This is a genomic window from Bacillus siamensis (genome assembly GCF_051628075.1).
In the GTDB taxonomy this organism is placed as follows: Bacteria; Bacillota; Bacilli; order Bacillales; family Bacillaceae; genus Bacillus; species Bacillus siamensis.
In genome coordinates, this window is the sequence record NZ_CP155579.1 from 3,456,217 (window position 1) to 3,471,404 (window position 15,188).

The 15,188-nt window shown below is 43.9% G+C and carries 16 protein-coding genes; 8 read left to right on the forward strand and 8 right to left on the reverse strand.

Going from position 1 to position 15,188, the window contains the following annotated elements:
- Positions 1 to 99 precede the first annotated feature (99 nt).
- Together alsR and ABDB98_RS17115 are read left to right on the forward strand one after the other, a co-directional pair.
- The gene (gene alsR / locus ABDB98_RS17110; protein ID WP_269774185.1) at positions 100 to 1,008 is read left to right on the forward strand and encodes an acetoin biosynthesis transcriptional regulator AlsR; all 909 of its coding nucleotides are present in this window, start codon (positions 100 to 102) and stop codon (positions 1,006 to 1,008) included.
- A 196-nt stretch (positions 1,009 to 1,204) separates the two neighbouring features.
- Positions 1,205 to 2,536: an arsenic transporter gene (locus tag ABDB98_RS17115; protein WP_438420779.1), complete on the forward strand. Its 1,332-nt coding sequence runs from the start codon at positions 1,205 to 1,207 to the stop codon at positions 2,534 to 2,536.
- A 48-nt stretch (positions 2,537 to 2,584) separates the two neighbouring features.
- Here ABDB98_RS17115 and ABDB98_RS17120 read toward each other — a convergent pair whose 3' ends face one another.
- From ABDB98_RS17120 to ABDB98_RS17130, 3 genes are all read right to left on the reverse strand, one after another.
- Entirely contained in the window at positions 2,585 to 3,259 is a 675-nt protein-coding gene (locus tag ABDB98_RS17120; protein WP_438420780.1) for a DUF2642 domain-containing protein, read from the reverse strand.
- Between the two features lie 40 nt (positions 3,260 to 3,299).
- Positions 3,300 to 4,160, reverse strand: a complete 861-nt coding sequence (locus ABDB98_RS17125) for a spore coat protein (RefSeq protein WP_438420781.1) — start codon at positions 4,158 to 4,160, stop codon at positions 3,300 to 3,302.
- 118 nt (positions 4,161 to 4,278) lie between these two features.
- Entirely contained in the window at positions 4,279 to 5,373 is a 1,095-nt protein-coding gene (locus ABDB98_RS17130) for a CotH kinase family protein (RefSeq protein ID WP_438420782.1), read from the reverse strand.
- Between the two features lie 140 nt (positions 5,374 to 5,513).
- On the opposite strand from ABDB98_RS17130, the gene cotG reads away from it, so the two are divergent.
- From cotG to ABDB98_RS17145, 3 genes are all read left to right on the forward strand, one after another.
- Positions 5,514 to 6,062, forward strand: coding sequence for a spore coat protein CotG (gene cotG / locus ABDB98_RS17135; RefSeq protein WP_438420783.1), 549 nt, complete (start codon positions 5,514 to 5,516; stop codon positions 6,060 to 6,062).
- Positions 6,063 to 6,234: 172 nt separating this feature from the next.
- The gene (locus ABDB98_RS17140; protein ID WP_342007135.1) at positions 6,235 to 6,855 is read left to right on the forward strand and encodes a flavin reductase family protein; all 621 of its coding nucleotides are present in this window, start codon (positions 6,235 to 6,237) and stop codon (positions 6,853 to 6,855) included.
- Positions 6,856 to 7,020: 165 nt separating this feature from the next.
- Complete coding sequence (locus tag ABDB98_RS17145) at positions 7,021 to 7,371, forward strand: DUF4181 domain-containing protein (RefSeq protein WP_438420785.1); 351 nt, start codon at positions 7,021 to 7,023, stop codon at positions 7,369 to 7,371.
- Between the two features lie 2 nt (positions 7,372 to 7,373).
- Here the strand turns inward: ABDB98_RS17145 and ggt are convergent, their stop codons facing one another.
- On the reverse strand, positions 7,374 to 8,951 hold the full coding sequence (gene ggt, locus ABDB98_RS17150; RefSeq protein WP_438420786.1) for a gamma-glutamyltransferase: 1,578 nt from the start codon (positions 8,949 to 8,951) through the stop codon (positions 7,374 to 7,376).
- A 207-nt stretch (positions 8,952 to 9,158) separates the two neighbouring features.
- Between ggt and ABDB98_RS17155 the strand changes: the two genes are divergently transcribed.
- From ABDB98_RS17155 to chrA, 3 genes are read left to right on the forward strand one after another with little or no spacing between them, the layout of a single operon-like run.
- On the forward strand, positions 9,159 to 9,635 hold the full coding sequence (locus ABDB98_RS17155; protein WP_016937711.1) for an Lrp/AsnC family transcriptional regulator: 477 nt from the start codon (positions 9,159 to 9,161) through the stop codon (positions 9,633 to 9,635).
- A gap of 13 nt (positions 9,636 to 9,648) precedes the next feature.
- Complete coding sequence (gene chrB, locus ABDB98_RS17160) at positions 9,649 to 10,239, forward strand: chromate efflux transporter subunit ChrB (RefSeq protein ID WP_016937710.1); 591 nt, start codon at positions 9,649 to 9,651, stop codon at positions 10,237 to 10,239.
- Positions 10,236 to 10,772: a chromate resistance efflux protein ChrA gene (gene chrA, locus ABDB98_RS17165; protein WP_049627544.1), complete on the forward strand. Its 537-nt coding sequence runs from the start codon at positions 10,236 to 10,238 to the stop codon at positions 10,770 to 10,772. Before chrB ends, chrA begins: the two co-directional genes overlap by 4 nt.
- Before the next feature lie 28 nt (positions 10,773 to 10,800).
- Here chrA and ABDB98_RS17170 read toward each other — a convergent pair whose 3' ends face one another.
- The 4 genes from ABDB98_RS17170 to ABDB98_RS17185 all read right to left on the reverse strand — a co-directional run bounded on the left by ABDB98_RS17170 (position 10,801) and on the right by ABDB98_RS17185 (position 15,187).
- On the reverse strand, positions 10,801 to 11,451 hold the full coding sequence (locus tag ABDB98_RS17170) for a hypothetical protein (RefSeq protein WP_438420787.1): 651 nt from the start codon (positions 11,449 to 11,451) through the stop codon (positions 10,801 to 10,803).
- Between the two features lie 296 nt (positions 11,452 to 11,747).
- Positions 11,748 to 12,260, reverse strand: coding sequence for a cytoplasmic protein (locus ABDB98_RS17175; protein WP_438420788.1), 513 nt, complete (start codon positions 12,258 to 12,260; stop codon positions 11,748 to 11,750).
- Positions 12,261 to 12,726: 466 nt separating this feature from the next.
- Entirely contained in the window at positions 12,727 to 13,278 is a 552-nt protein-coding gene (locus ABDB98_RS17180) for an SUKH-4 family immunity protein (RefSeq protein ID WP_438420789.1), read from the reverse strand.
- Between the two features lie 4 nt (positions 13,279 to 13,282).
- The gene (locus tag ABDB98_RS17185; protein WP_438420790.1) at positions 13,283 to 15,187 is read right to left on the reverse strand and encodes a T7SS effector LXG polymorphic toxin; all 1,905 of its coding nucleotides are present in this window, start codon (positions 15,185 to 15,187) and stop codon (positions 13,283 to 13,285) included.
- Between the last annotated feature and the right edge of the window lies 1 nt (position 15,188).

A 15,188-nucleotide genomic window follows, 5' to 3' on the forward strand; every position in this document is an offset into this window, starting at 1 on the left:
ATTCACTATACACCCTTTGGAAATTGACCTCCAATATCAATTCGCCGTATGATTAATATGTTTCACGAATAATTAACAAAGGGAAAGGAATGGATAAGGATGGAGCTTCGCCATCTTCAATACTTTATTGCCGTCGCTGAAGAACTTCATTTCGGCAAAGCCGCGCTTCGGTTAAATATGACACAGCCGCCTCTCAGCCAGCAGATCAAACAGCTTGAGAAAGAAGTCGGCGTGACTTTATTAAAGCGCACGAAACGGGTTGTAGAGCTTTCAGCTGCCGGAGAAAGTTTTTTGAAACACAGCAGAAACGCGATCGAACAAATAGACAAAGCGATTGAAATGGCGCAGAGGACGGCGCGGGGAGAACTCGGCCGGCTTGTCGTCGGTTTTGTCGGCTCAGCCACATATGAATTTCTGCCGCCGATCATTCGGGAATTCCGCGAAAAATTCCCCTCCGTCAAGCTTGATCTGCGTGAAATCTCTTCTTTCAGACAGCAGGAAGAGCTTCTGAAGGGCAACATTGATATCGGCATCCTTCATCCGCCTTTACAGCATTCGGCCTTACATATGGAAAAGGTGCAGAGCAGTCCTTGCATTCTGGCCTTGCCGAAGCAGCACCCGCTTACCGCCAAAGAGACAATCGACATTCAGGATTTAGAAAATGAACCGATTATCACACTGGCGAAAGAAACGTGGCCGACTTTATACCTGGAATTTGTAAACTATTGCGAGCAGGCGGGCTTTAAACCGAAAATCGTTCAGGAAGCGACGGAGTATCAAATGGTGATCGGATTGGTAAGCGCCGGAATCGGTGTAACCTTCGTGCCTTCTTCAGCTAAAAAGCTGTTTAATCTCGAAGTCGCCTATCGCGACATCAATCAGGTTCAGCTTACCGCCGATTGGGTCATCGCCTATCGCAAGGACAACCAAAACCCGATCCTGAAACATTTCTTGGAGATTATCAATAAACGCCAGGCTTTATTGCAGGCGGATAAGGAAAAAGTATAAAAAAGAGGACGCCGAGAAGCAGCCTCTTTTTTTTGTGCTTTTATGGAATTTTACTAAATTAGTAGAAACGCTCAGTACACCTTTCGGCCTGTACTCGTATACATACAGTACAACTGATCAGGAGGGATAAAAATAACGGGGCGGCAATGACCCATCCAAAAAGGAGGCAGAACACATTACACATATTAGCGTCATATTGACCCTGATTTCTTTCTTTGTGACCATTATTCTTATTTTTTGGAGACCCCGGGGATTAAATGAAGCCGTTCCGGCATCGCTGGGCGCCATTTTCGTTTTGTTATGCGGAACCGTTTCCTTTCATGATTTAGGAGATATAGGGTCTAAAGTCACCGGAGCATCGATCACCATTATTTCCACAATGATTATGGCGATCGCGCTCGAAAGCTTCGGTTTTTTTAATTGGGCGGCAGCCAAGCTGCTCCATCGCGCCAGAGGATCAGGCATCCGGCTGTTTTGGCTGACCAACCTGCTTTGTTTTTCAATGACGCTCTTTCTGAATAATGACGGCAGCGTCTTAATCACCACTCCTATTTTACTGTTGGTATTAAAGTATCTCGGACTTAAAAAACATCATAAAACGCCCTATTTAATCAGCGGCGTCTTAATCGCGACCGCGGCAAGCACTCCTATCGGCGTCAGTAATATCGTCAATTTAATTTCTCTCAAAATGATAGGCATGGACCTTTATTTGTACACCAATATGATGTTTATCCCCGGCACGCTGGGGCTCGTGTTTATGGCCTTTCTGCTGTTTGCTGTTTTTTACCGCCGCTTGCCGAAACAGCTCCCCGATATTCCGGTTCATTTTGATTCACTGGAACACAAAAGATATCATCCGCTCCTGCCTCCGCCGGATCAGGCCCAAAACAGCCGCACGAAAATCATGTTTTGTGTTTTGGCGTTTGTATTGTTAGTGCGGGTCAGTCTGTTTGCCGCTTCATACAGCGGCATATCCGTTTCACTTGTGGCAGTCATCAGTTCAGTCATCCTGCTTGCCTGGAGATGGTTTCATTTGAAAATCAGTCCGGCAGACTTATTAAAGAAAGCGCCCTGGCATATCTTTGTTTTTGCCTTCACGATGTACATTATCATCTACGGACTGCATAATATCGGACTGACCGCATTGCTTGTTCAGTATATTGAGCCTTATGTCTCACAAAGCATTGCCCACGCGGCATCTATTATGGGTATTGCTACATCCGTCCTCTCTAATTTGTTTAATAACCATCCTGCCCTAATGATCAGCACCTTGACATTAACTGAAATGTCAATTGACCCCTTAACCGTAAAAATCATTTATTTGGCTAATATTATCGGCAGTGATATCGGGTCATTGCTTCTGCCGATCGGGACATTAGCCACACTGATCTGGATGCATATCATCAGACAGCACGGCGAAAAAGTCTCTTGGTCAGAATATATCAAAACGACCATTGTCGTTGTCCCTCTCACCGTTGTGTTTACCATTACCGTTTTATATGTTTGGATCAGCTGGATATATCTTTAGCTCCGATGAAAAAAACTGCCTGCTGTATAAGAGAGGCAGTTTTATCATTTATGGGAGGTGCATGGTTTTTAAATGATTCAATTTCCAAAAGACCGTATCTCCGTCCGCATTGGTCAATTCAAGAATGTTATCTGAGACGTCTTGTAACAGCCCCACTTTATTCGGTATATCTCCTAAATCCAGAATAATCAATTTGCCGGTATATTTTTTTAATTGCTCCTCAAAATTCCGGACAAGGGGCACACTAGCGGGAACGACCGGCAGTTCTGAGCTGTTTAATGTATACGGCGTCTGCTCATCGGAATATGGTGTCAGCCATTTTAAATGATGCATTGAGATGAAAAGCGTCTTATAAACCGGAGAGAAGAAAACAAAATAATCGTTTAAAACACTTGTTACATACCCATGAATGGACCGGTCTCCCGTAACGAATATTTCTGTAAATCTGCCTTTTATATGCTGGAGGGTATTCCGGTAAGAAAATGAATGTTCCTGTTTTTCAGGATGCGGACTTTCTTCTCTTGTGTACGGCCCTTTATTCTCATCATCCGGCACAGTCAAAGTCATCCGCTGCAGATGCAGCAGCGGGATATAAAGAAAAGTCCGGCCGTCGTAGATCACAATGATATCATGACCGATATCCAAAAGAGTTCCTGAAAATGTTGTATTTCCCGATATCTCAATATCGACCTGTTTATCCAGAAATCTGCTTAACCCAGCCATTTCATCCTCCCCTCCCCTCGTTTTCGGACAATCTTTCCGGTCATTTACGGCCGTGTTTCCACCGGTAATCTATTGTTCTTAATACAGTGGCGTAGCTATAAGATTCATCTTTTTCCCGTTTTGAGGATCGTCCGGACTTTGATGATCTTTTCGATTTTTTAGAGGAAGTCTGCTGCTCTTCATGTGATTCTTCTTCAGCGCACTCTTTCTCATCTTTATTCTCGTCTTTTTTGGCCGCTCCTTTTGCCCCTGCGCTGATGCTCTTGATATGAAAAGGATAGATCCGCAGCACTTCTTTATCTTTCACAAGAGTATAGTGGCCGTCAGAATTATCCACAAGTATACCTTCAACAGCTTCAGGGCCTCCGCGGTTGATGGAAACCCATTTGTGGATCAGGCGTTTAAATATGCCGTGAAAATCATCAGCCATTTCAAATTCCGGGCGCTCCTCCTCTTGGCCGTCCTCTTCTTGTTCGGCGCTGATGCTTTTGACATGGTCGGCGTTAAAATAGACGATTCCGTCATCTTCCGTTTCCAGCACGAGAAAATCATCCCCTGTTTCGTGAAGCTTTCCTCTTTTCGATTCCGGACCTCCCTGATTCAATTGCACCGTGCGATTGGTCATCCTGCTGATCAAGTCTTGAAAATCATCAGCTTTCTCGCATTCTGCCGGCTCAACCGGCGATAAGGTCTCACTCGTATTTTCCGTTACGCTTTTCACGTGCTTCCATTGATAGTAAACGATTTTATTATCAACCTGAAGAGCGATATAATCCGATTGAATGTCTGCCAATCTTCCTGTCTTGGACTCCGGGCCTCCCCGATAGACTGTAATCACTTTTCCTTCCATCGCATGCAGAAAGTTGTCATCAGACCGATGCCGATTCGTATTGCGTTTCATCTATTGTCCTCCTAGTCATATTTCTCATTAATATCAAACATAATGCATATATACGTATCCCGATTCTTTTCGGGAACTGGTTCACCAGCCTATTTGTAAAAATCTTTCTTCCTTTCAATCAGATATTCCACTGCTCTAACTCGCTGCTGATGAAAGCGGACCGTTCCTTAATGTATTCGCAAATCACATCAGGCTCCCGGTCAAAGCGGTCAAGCTCATCTTTTTTATAAGGATCCTTTGCGACATGCGGCCTGATCTGCTCATACAGCGACATGACCTTCGGCTTCATATGTTCAATAGTAAACCGGGTCTGAAGCGTCTCTTCCAAAAGCTGTTTGTACGCTTTGCGGAAATACGGTTCATCTAGAAGTCTTGCAGTCAAGGTATTAAATCCTTGTATTCTGACATAATCAGCCTCCATCCGGTCACCGTGAATATCTCTTCCCCACGTCGCATCGTAATCCCACGGAATGACTTCAAAAAGTCCCGTTTCATGGCTGCGGTACAAGGCGTAATTATGAACAAACCCATCGTAGTTTGAGGTAAACACGATGCCCGCAAGCCACCGCAAATACTTATCCGCGTCCAAGTGTTTGACAATCTCTCCCTTGAACTCTGACTTCGGCACGGTATTAATTTTATAAATCATATCCTGCAGATAAAAATCGTCTTCTTTCGTTCCCGTTTTCTTTTCATAGCCAAGTTCGAGCGATGTTTTCGTGTCCCGCTCCAAATCACTGACGAGGGAAAAATTTGCATCATCATCCACCGCGTAAAAAACAGCGCCGTCAGCCAGGTTCCGTTTCGCCAGAAAATATTCATCCACTGACTCCAGCTCAAGGTACACACCCTCATATTTGCCGTTGATCTGCAAGGATACGAAATTCGCCTTTGGTGACAGCGTTCCAAGCTCCGCGAAGAAATCGAGAGACAGCTTATTCCGCATCATCGACGGATCTTTGTACTCGGCGTTTAAATGTATTTCTTTAGCCCTGCGAAATGTTTTCGGCGAATAAAAAGTGACGTGATACGATTTTTTCTTAAAGTCTCTAATATGAGAGCCGCGGTACGCCAGATCAATGTCAAGCCGTTTTTGATTTACTCTCAGCACCGCGGGCACCGGATCATCATCCCAAATGTCTTTTTTCAGCTCCAACAAGTCCTTCGGGTGAATAAACAGCTGGTATAAAGGCAATGCTGATTGGTCTTTCACCTGAAAACCTCCTTGTATTAATTTAGGCTGTGCTTTTTCGATAAAACTCAGCGGAACACACATACACTTTTTTTATCCATGCGTACTATGTGGTAGTAAGGATCGCATCCTTAAAACATATATCAAGAGGAGGTTTCAAAATGGGCCACTATTCCCATTCTGATATCGAAGAAGCAGTAAAATCCGCAAGCACCGAGGGATTGAAAGATTATTTGTACCAAGAACCAAAAAGCAGTAAGAAAAGAAAATCCCGCAAAAATAAAAAATCTCGCAGTCACAAGAAATCACGTTCTCACAAAAAATCTCGCAGCCATAAAAAATCATGCCGCTCTCACAAAAAATCCCGCAGCCATAAAAAATCACGTTCTCACAAAAGATCCCGCAGCCACAAGAAATCGCGTTCTCACAAAAAATCCCGCAGCCACAAGAAATCGCGTTCTCACAAAAAATCCCGCAGCCATAAAAAATCGCGTTCTCACAAAAAATCCCGCAGCCGTAAAAAATCGTGCCGTTCTCACAAAAAATCTCGCAGTCAGAAAAAATCGTGCCGCCGCAAGAAAAAACGCACTCAGAAAAAACCTTACCGTTCTACTAAAAAACCAAGCCATAAAAAAGACGATTACTGCACCAAAACAGAGTACTGGAAAGACGGAAATGTCTGGGTTGTAAAGAAAAACTATAAGAAGTAATCCCCCAACAACCTAATATCACTTGTAAATAGGCTGCCGGCTAAACGGAAGCCTTTTTCCTCAAACAGATATATGCCACGAAATAAGATATGCAGCCGGGTTTCTTTTGTTGTGCTTCCGAATTTTCTTTCGGTATAATCAGGTCATACGAAAAAGAAAGGCGGCTGACATGATGCATATCTTACGAGCAGACGAATTGAACGCGAAAGATACCTACAAATTGCTTTCGGGCACAGTAGTTCCCCGGCCGATTGCATTTGTCACTACGCGTTCATCTATCAATGGCGCCGTAAACGCGGCGCCCTTCAGTTTTTATAACGTTGTCTCCGCAGATCCGCCGCTTCTTGCCATTTCTGTAAACCGCGCGGAGGGGCAGCAGAAAGACACTGCGAGAAACATCATCGCTCATCAGGAATTCGTCGTGCATGTCAGTGATGAGTCCATCATTGAAGACATTAACAAAACAGCAGCGAGGCTTGGCCCTGATGTCAGCGAGCTTGACATGACAGACCTTTCCGTGACAGACAGCACCTGCATCAGCGTTCCCGGTATAAAAGAAGCGAAGGTCAGATTTGAATGTATACTCGAACGCCACCTTCCGTTCCAAAATGACGGCGGGGAAACGACGACAGATCTCATCATCGGCAGAGTCGTTTGTTTTCATTTGAATGATCAAGTATATGATGCCGATAAAGGCTACATACGGACCGATGAACTGCAGCCGGCGGCGAGGCTCGCGGGGAATGAATACGCCAGACTCGGGAAGACATATACGCTTGTCCGCCCGACCTGAAACAGGAACCTTTATAATAGAAGAAACTAGTCAAAAAGACCCCTTTTAAAAGGGGTCTTTTTTTATCTGTTAACCATTTAACTCAGTCTAATGTCTTATAAAAGATTAAAACTTACAAGGTCCTCATCCGTATGAAACGAGTGACACATTTTTAGGGGGCAGACGATGGATTTCATTCAGTTACTGATTTTTTCAGCCGTATTTATTTTGCTCAGCCTTATGTTTCACGTATTTGCCGACAAAGTTCTCCATTTGCCAAAGCCTGTTAAAAAGCAGAAACCGATAAACAGCACACATCGATTAATCGAAATCACACTGCTTATTTCAGGCATCGCAGCGGTGTCATTATTCGATGAAATGTACGTATTTGCGGGAGTTGTTTCCATGCTTTTTTGCTGCAGCGGCTTAATGGAGCGGCGGCACCGGCGGGAGAAAAAGCAATATGTGTACGATTCGTTTTACGCGGGTTTATCTGCCGCGCTTGGCGTGCTTATTTTTTTTCATCAGTTAGCGTAACTCTATACTCCTGCGGCCGCTCCGTCGCCGCGCGGGTCGGCACCGCCTTGGAGAAAACCTTCGTCATCAATGACGATCGCTGCCGCGTGTCCCATGATCCGGTCAAAATCGCTAACCGTCTCGACGCGGTGGCCGCTTCGCTTTAATGCTTCTCTCGTTTCACGGCTGATCCGGCTTTCGACCCTCAGCCCTTCATACGCCTCTCCCCATGTCCGTCCCCACACCCAGCGCGGCTCACTGACTGCCTGCTGCGGGTCCATGTTGTAATCTATGATGCGTGTAATCAGCGCCGTCTGAGTTTGCGGCTGGCCTTCTCCTCCCTGGGTGCCGTACAGGATGTGCGGCTTCCCTTCTTTACAGGCCATCGCCGGCATGAGGGTGTGGAAGGTCCGTTTGCCGGGTTCGAGCGTATTGACATGAGATTCATCCAGCGAAAAAAATGACCCGCGATTTTGCAGCAGAATGCCCGTCTCCCCCGCCGTAACGGCTGACCCGAACTCAAAATAAAGGCTCTGTATAAAGGAAACGGCATTTCCTTCCGCATCTCTGACGGCGGCATAAGCAGTGTCGCTTCCGACCGGACGGCTTACCGCCGGCGCAGCCGTGTAACCGATTTCTTCCGCCAACTGCTTTGCATACTGTTTATCCAGTAACCGATCCAGCGGAATATGAGAAAACGCCGGATCAGTCAGCACTTCATTCCGATGCTGAAAACTCTTTTTCAGCGCTTCGATCAGCAAATGATAATATTCAAAGGAGCCGTGTTCGATCTTAGAAAAATCATAGTTTTCCAATATATTGAGTGTCATTAAGCCTGTAAAACCCTGTGAATTCGGGGGAGCCTGATAGATGCGGTACCCGCGGTAATCAGAGGATACCGGGTCCGACCACTCGCCGCGATGGGCTTTAAAGTCATCAAGCGTCAGACGGCCGCCGTTATTTTGCAGAAATGATGTGATGCTTTGGGCGATATCCCCTTCGTAAAAAGCGCTCCTGCCTTTTTCGGCAAGCTGCTCCAAGCTGGCCGCCAGATCCTTTTGGACAAACCGCTCGCCGGGCATGGGCGCTTTTTTGTTTCTCGTAAAAATGGCTGAGGTATAAGGCGTTGAGGCTAAAAGAGCGAGATTTCGTTCTGTGTGGGCGCACTGGTCGGCGGACACCGGGAATCCGTCTGCCGCATAATCAAGGGCGGGCTTCAGCACCTCAGCGAGCGAAAGACGCCCGTACGCCGAAAGCACGGCATCCCAGCTGTCCGCCATTCCCGGAACGGTAATGGCGCTTCCTGTACCGCGCATCGGTATCGCTTCTCTGCCTCGATACAAGTCTCTCGTCACATGTTTTCCTGAGCGGCCGCTCCCGTTGTAAGCTTTGATTCGGCCCGTTTCTTGATGGTAAGTAAGCCAAAATGAATCTCCGCCAAGCCCCGTCATATGCGGATACACGACTGCTAGGCAGGCGCTGACCGCCACCGCTGCATCAAACGCGTTTCCGCCCTTTTCAAGAATGCCGGCCCCCGCCTGGGAAGCAAGATAATGCGGACTGACGACCATTTGTTTCGTTCCGATGGTAGAAGTATTCATGGCAAGCCCCTTTACAAATTTTCTCAAGTATAAAAAGCAGCACCGACGGCATCCACTTTTCTGAGAGAAAATCTCACACACTATTTTCTTTTCGATAAGAAAAAATCAATATTTATTACGTAACGAAAACAATTAAAAAATTTATCCTTCATACCGTAAGATTTCATGATACAATAATGTCTACCAGATGAAGGAAGGTGAAGCCGATTGGAACATGAGTACAGCATTCCGAACCTTGTACTTGATGAAACGGATAAACATATTCTCTCGATTTTGCACGAGGAAGGGAGGATTTCCTATACAGACTTAGGAAAGCGGGTTAATCTGTCGCGTGTGGCGGTTCAGCACCGCATCCAGCATTTAATGGATGCCGGCGTAATTGAAAAATTCACCGCTGTCATCAACCCGGCGAAAATCGGCCGCCATGTGTCCGTGTTTTTTAATGTGGAGGTGGAGCCGCAGTATTTGGAGGAAACAGCGTTAAAGCTTGAAAAGGAGCCGGCCGTGACAAGCCTTTATCACATGACCGGACCGAGCAAGCTGCATATGCACGGCATTTTCGCAAATGATCAGGAGATGGAAGAGTTTTTGACAAAACGGCTCTATACGCAAAAAGGCGTCGTCAGCGTCGATTGCCAAATGCTGATTAAGCGGTATAAAAGCAGAATGGGCATGAAGCTGTAAGGAGGACACGGCAATGAAAAACCCCTATTGGGACATTACGGCGGCAATGGTGCGAACAGGCATTCTCGGATTCGGGGGCGGCCCGTCCGTGATTCCGCTCATCCGCCATGAAGCCGTCAATAAATACAAATGGATTGATGATGATGAATTCGGAGAAATATTAGCGATCGCAAATGCGCTTCCCGGACCGATTGCCACAAAAATGGCCGCGTACTTGGGCTTTAAGCTGAAAGGCACGTTAGGCGCAATCTTGGCAACCCTCGCCCACATTCTGCCTACATGCCTTGCGATGGTAGGCTTGTTTGCCGCTGTTAATGTGTTAAGCCATTCAGCGGTTGTTGCCGGCATGATTGGCGCCGTCACGCCGGTGATCGCCGTCATGCTCGGCATTATGGCGTACGAGTTTGGCCAAAAAGCGCTAAAAGGTTTCGGCTGGGTCACCGGCATCCTGTTTTTTATCATCGCTTTTATCGGTCTGCAAACACTGCAGATCAATCCCGGCTTTGTCATTATTATTTTCTTAGCATACGGCGCGTTTCATTTTAAATTGAAAGACAAAATCACAAATAAACGTTCAAAAGATAAAGGAATGTCGGCTTCATGATGATGATCTATTTATTTATGGCGTTTTTTATTGCAAATGTACTCGGATATGGCGGCGGCCCTGCGTCTATCCCGCTCATGTTTGAAGAAGTCGTCAACAGATACAGCTGGCTCTCAAACGATCAATTCTCAAACATGCTCGCCCTTGCGAACGCATTACCCGGCCCGATCGCCACTAAAATCGCCGCGTATGTAGGCTACAGCGCAGGCGGATGGCCCGGCTTCCTGATTGCGCTGATCGCAACCGTCGTACCGTCGGCGCTCGCATTGATCGTGCTGCTTCGCATCATTCAGCGCTTCCGCCAATCACCCGTCATCAAAGGCATGACGCTGTCCGTCCAGCCCGTCATCGCCGTCATGATGCTCATTCTTACGTGGCAAATCGGCGCAGACGGCATCAAAGCGATCGGCTGGATTCAATCACTAGTCATTGCGGGGATTTCGCTCCTTGCCCTGACAAAATTCAAGCTGCATCCGGCCTTTCTGATTATCGCAGCGTTTTTGTATGGAGGTCTTGTGGTTCCTCATTTGTAGAAAAAAGCACCTGGACAGGTGCTTTTTTCTAGTATTCATTTTTCATTTCTTTCATAAAAATATGATCCAATTGTGTTGTTAATTCTTTAAGTCCTGTACACATAATATCCTCTAAAGGATTTTCCCAATCTCCGTTTTTTATCAGTTCAATGCCATAACTGCCGGTTGGATCCCCTTCTGGGTACCATCCTACGTCAAGCAACAAGTTTTTTGCCTTATGAGAGATTTGCAGAAGATCTTGATTGAAGTCAAATAACCACGCATCATCATTTGCCTCTAGAGTCTTAGGGTCAGTATCTTTTAATGAAATATAATCAACAGTCCAACCAGTTGGTATCCTAAGCCTTAAGAAATTGGGAACCTTTTGGCTTAGCGGATGGAAACCCTCTAAAACTCCACTTCCCACACTCCAGAGTCGATATTCTAACTCTTCTAATAATTGCTCTATTTCATTAAAAGATTTTTCTTCATAAATCTTTTCTGTTTTTAAACCCGCTACTTTGACATAGTATTGATCATTTTTAAATATTGCCTTAATAACAGCATTATGTTTTTCATTTTGCAGTATTAGCAGTTCAAATTCTTCTATTCTATTTTTTGAGTTTACATTGTTCAGTACTACAGACCAGCCATTACAGATTTTTAGTGGCTGAAATTGAGAAATTTGATCTCTGTCCATCCAGTTGCTCCTTGTACTTTGTTGGCCTATCTTTAAAAAGCTTCATCATTCTAAAAAAACTTGCCGATACAACACAGCAAGTTTTTATATATAGTAATTCTAATACATCAGTAAACCAATGCATCTCCTAATGTTAATCTCCGGAATGCATATTAGCTTTTAGAACATCTAATTTAATATATTTACTTACCATGAGAACCTCTGTTAGCAACTATTCATTTCCTAAGCTTTATTTTTTATAAGGTTCAATGCTATAACTTCCGGTTCAATCTCCTTCTGGGTACACCCCAAATAAACTAATCATTCATATCTTTAGGGGGTATAAAAGCGACTAATTGACCTTCAGGATATATACCTTTCCATCCACAAGGCCATCCGCCTGTTTTATACACTTGAAACATTTTCTCAAAAAGATTGTCTTTATTACCGTTTACTAGACGATTGATTGCACATTTATACAGATCTGACTCTACTTCTTCAGCAATATCCCAAAAATCCATAGGAATGAAATCTTCAGAATAGTTATCATCAGAATTGAAAATATTCGACAATTCTTCATCTAATGTTTTTAAGTGATCATCACTTAAAATTATCCCCAATAACTGTCCGCTTTCATTTAATTTTACATCTTGCCAAACTACTTCAACTTCATCAGTATCTTGAGACCACGCTAATTGTTGCGCTATCTCAAAATCTTCTATAAGTGTAATATCAGACAAATTCCGATTATTATTCTTAAATAATTCTCCGTGCTTAATAAAGTCAATTACCTCTTCCACTAAATCGCTATATTTACCGTAACTACTCATTTATTTAACCACCTTTCCCATAATTCCTCTGTAGCCTCCGCCTCTTTGCTAAAAAGAAGGCTTTTTGTTTTATTCCCCTCTTTAGTTCCATACCTATAAAAAACCTGAAAGGCGTAAAACCAATCCAGGTAGGAGTTCTATCGTTTTTTAATCAATTAGTAACTCCAAGTAATATATTTAATTAAGGTTTCTCTCCAATGTTCATAAAAAGAGTAAAAACTAAAAAGCAGGTACAGTATAATACCTGCTTTTTCATAACAAATTTATGCTCAGGAAATTTTTATTTCAAATGACGTTCCAATTATTATCCATTACATAAATTGCATAAGTTAAAGGACTATCAGTAAACTCATACGCTAAATCCAGAATAAAGCAATCATTTACTTTAACTATATGAGGTGAAATAATATCCTTCGATAGGACATCTTTCTCTGATCAGGTCTCAACGCATCAAAATGAAAATTCATTATTCATATAAACTTTCTATTTCAATACCCCAGAAGTTCCCTTCATTTATACAATTTGAGTCTACTCTTTTCAGTTCTTCTTTCAACCGTTCAATTACATATTCAGGAATATCATTGTCGATAAAAGCATCTTCTCCATTAATTTGAATAGCTTTGTCAATCATTTCTGAGAAAAGCAGTATACTTTCTGCAAATTGATTTATTGAAGAGTTAATAAATACTTCTTTATATTCATTACCATTATCTAAATAAACAATTCTCTCGTTATTTTCTATAATACAAATTGGATCTCCGGAACCAGTAGAACCTAACAACCAATATTTTCGAAACGCTTCCGACACATCAAAGATACTTGTAATTGGTTTAAATGATGTTTGAAAAGAAGTGAAATCCAAATATGGCGGAGGGGTTTCAGGTAAACCTCCTAAAGAAATAAATTTTTTAAATTCTTCCGAAAAAGGAGTCTCTACTAAGTCATCATATGGAAACTTTAATATCGGACCATTTTTATTAACATCCCAACTTCGATTAAATTCTTCGGGTAATAACATCGTGTCACCTTCCTGATTCTTTTCTGAATGTTTCTAGTCTATTCGCAATTTGATCGTCTACCCCAGTAATTCCCCATTCTTTCTCAACATTATGAATACCACCATACCCAGGGTGAAGGCTTTTAGGTAAAGCTGCGGCCTGGCCTCCTTCTCCAATATGATGATGTCTCATTGGGTCTTTTAAGTAATCTGCATACTGTGGAAAGTGTTTTATAAATTGTTCATCAACAACTGGGACTCTTCCTCTTTTAATCTTAGCAGTATTTTCAGCACTCCAAAACTCAGGATTACTTTTTAGCAGCGTGTTAAAAAACTTTTTCGCATTTCTCTCCCAGCCAGCAGCATTTGTCCCAGATTTCCCTTTCCCCTTAAAATTCATCTCTACTACAAGCCTAGGATCAATTAAATACTTATTATCGTAGTTTGAAAGTTCTCTGCCTTTATATCCTCTAATTCGATCGTATTTTCCGTCATTATTCCATTTGCCCGCCATCTTCACAATCCCAAGATCTTTCACAGCTTTCGTTTTCACATCAGCATGAATGATTGGGAAAGTTGCGCCATCCGGTGTGACAGTCTTGTGGACGCGAATTTTTACATTCGTTGGGACTTTGAATTCTTTTACTTGGTCTAGAATCTTTTTCCCTTTTTCAACTTTTGCTGCTTGTGGCGATTTTGCAAGCGGGATGCCTTTGTTTACATGTTTCGCCAATGCACCGGCACCAACCAAGCTCAACGCCGCTTCCAGTGCTCCTTGCTTCCGCTTCTCCTCAGACACTTTGTTTCCGAACATATCCCGTCCTGTGACGGCTTCTGAGAAACCGTTTGAGGCGACGAGGCCGTATGCGCCCATTTCTGTCATTTTGAGAATGTCTAAGGATTTTCCGGTTTTATAGACGTCTAAAGCGTGTTCTGCGGCCATGACGGTTTTTCCGGTTTTGTAGATGGCTTTTCCGCCTTTGAAAGCGCGTCCCGCCCAGCCGACGACTGGTATGAATCCGGCGGCGGCCATCGCTCCCGCTGTGACGCGTTCTGCGGTGGAGAGTTTTTCTCCGGTCACCGGATCGACGCCTTCGGCTGCTCTTTTATAATCATAATAGCCAGTGACTTCTCCGGTAAAGTCGCAGATTCCGTCCCATGTTTTTTCGTACCATGGTTTATTGGCTTCTTCTTCAGCCTTTTCCTGAAGCCGTCTTGCTTCGGCCTGCTGGGCTTTTGCATCAATATAGTCCGTTCCCTGCTTTTCTGCTTCAATGACGCTTTTGTAGATTTCATTGCTGTGGAAGGCTTTTTTGTCATAGTACATAGGGGATGCGTTTTTCCCGTTGCTGGTGGCTTGCATGAGAACGGAATATTTGCTGAGAACCGCGTTGTCCAGAGATTCTAAATTTTGATATTCAGTGGTCAGGGATTCATCAAGCTTATCGACTGCCGTGATCGTGTCACGTCTGGTTTTCTGGGCATCACCCATTTTATCTGCGTAATCATCCAGCGTATACGTGTCGAGATGAATAATATCGCTGATGCCTGACAAAATGGAGTCGATTTCGGCTTTATGGGCGGAGACAATCTCTGAAGCCTTCAAGTCCGAGTTGGGCAGCTCATGCTCCAAAAACGAAGTCTCCACATATGAATCGCTGAGTTCTTGATCTTTAATATCACCTGAAATGCCGTTTAAAAACGCAATTTGAGCAGAAACAAGCGTCAGCCAGCTTTCGGCGATTTCCGCTTGTCCCTGAAAGAAATCCTTTATATTGTCTGCGCCTTTCCCTTTTAAAGCATCACCCAGATCAGCCATGCCTTGAAAGGCTTTTTTGAGCGCATTCAGCTGTTCTTCAAGAGCTTCGTATTGTTTCTTTCTCTTGTCTGCTTCATCCGTTAACGATTGTGATTCAAACACTTTGCTCATC

Excerpts from the sequence above, each read along its gene's own strand:
- alsR (WP_269774185.1), top strand. The coding sequence starts at position 100 with ATGGAGCTTCGCCATCTTCAATACTTTATTGCCGTCGCTGAAGAACTT.
- ABDB98_RS17120 (WP_438420780.1), bottom strand. The coding sequence starts at position 3,259 with ATGGCTGGGTTAAGCAGATTTCTGGATAAACAGGTCGATATTGAGATA.
- ABDB98_RS17125 (WP_438420781.1), bottom strand. The coding sequence starts at position 4,160 with ATGAAACGCAATACGAATCGGCATCGGTCTGATGACAACTTTCTGCAT.
- cotG (WP_438420783.1), top strand. The coding sequence starts at position 5,514 with ATGGGCCACTATTCCCATTCTGATATCGAAGAAGCAGTAAAATCCGCA.
- ABDB98_RS17140 (WP_342007135.1), top strand. The coding sequence starts at position 6,235 with ATGCATATCTTACGAGCAGACGAATTGAACGCGAAAGATACCTACAAA.
- ABDB98_RS17145 (WP_438420785.1), top strand. The coding sequence starts at position 7,021 with ATGGATTTCATTCAGTTACTGATTTTTTCAGCCGTATTTATTTTGCTC.
- ggt (WP_438420786.1), bottom strand. The coding sequence starts at position 8,951 with ATGAATACTTCTACCATCGGAACGAAACAAATGGTCGTCAGTCCGCAT.
- chrB (WP_016937710.1), top strand. The coding sequence starts at position 9,649 with ATGAAAAACCCCTATTGGGACATTACGGCGGCAATGGTGCGAACAGGC.
- chrA (WP_049627544.1), top strand. The coding sequence starts at position 10,236 with ATGATGATGATCTATTTATTTATGGCGTTTTTTATTGCAAATGTACTC.
- ABDB98_RS17170 (WP_438420787.1), bottom strand. The coding sequence starts at position 11,451 with ATGGACAGAGATCAAATTTCTCAATTTCAGCCACTAAAAATCTGTAAT.
- ABDB98_RS17175 (WP_438420788.1), bottom strand. The coding sequence starts at position 12,260 with ATGAGTAGTTACGGTAAATATAGCGATTTAGTGGAAGAGGTAATTGAC.
- ABDB98_RS17180 (WP_438420789.1), bottom strand. The coding sequence starts at position 13,278 with ATGTTATTACCCGAAGAATTTAATCGAAGTTGGGATGTTAATAAAAAT.
- ABDB98_RS17185 (WP_438420790.1), bottom strand. The coding sequence starts at position 15,187 with ATGAGCAAAGTGTTTGAATCACAATCGTTAACGGATGAAGCAGACAAG.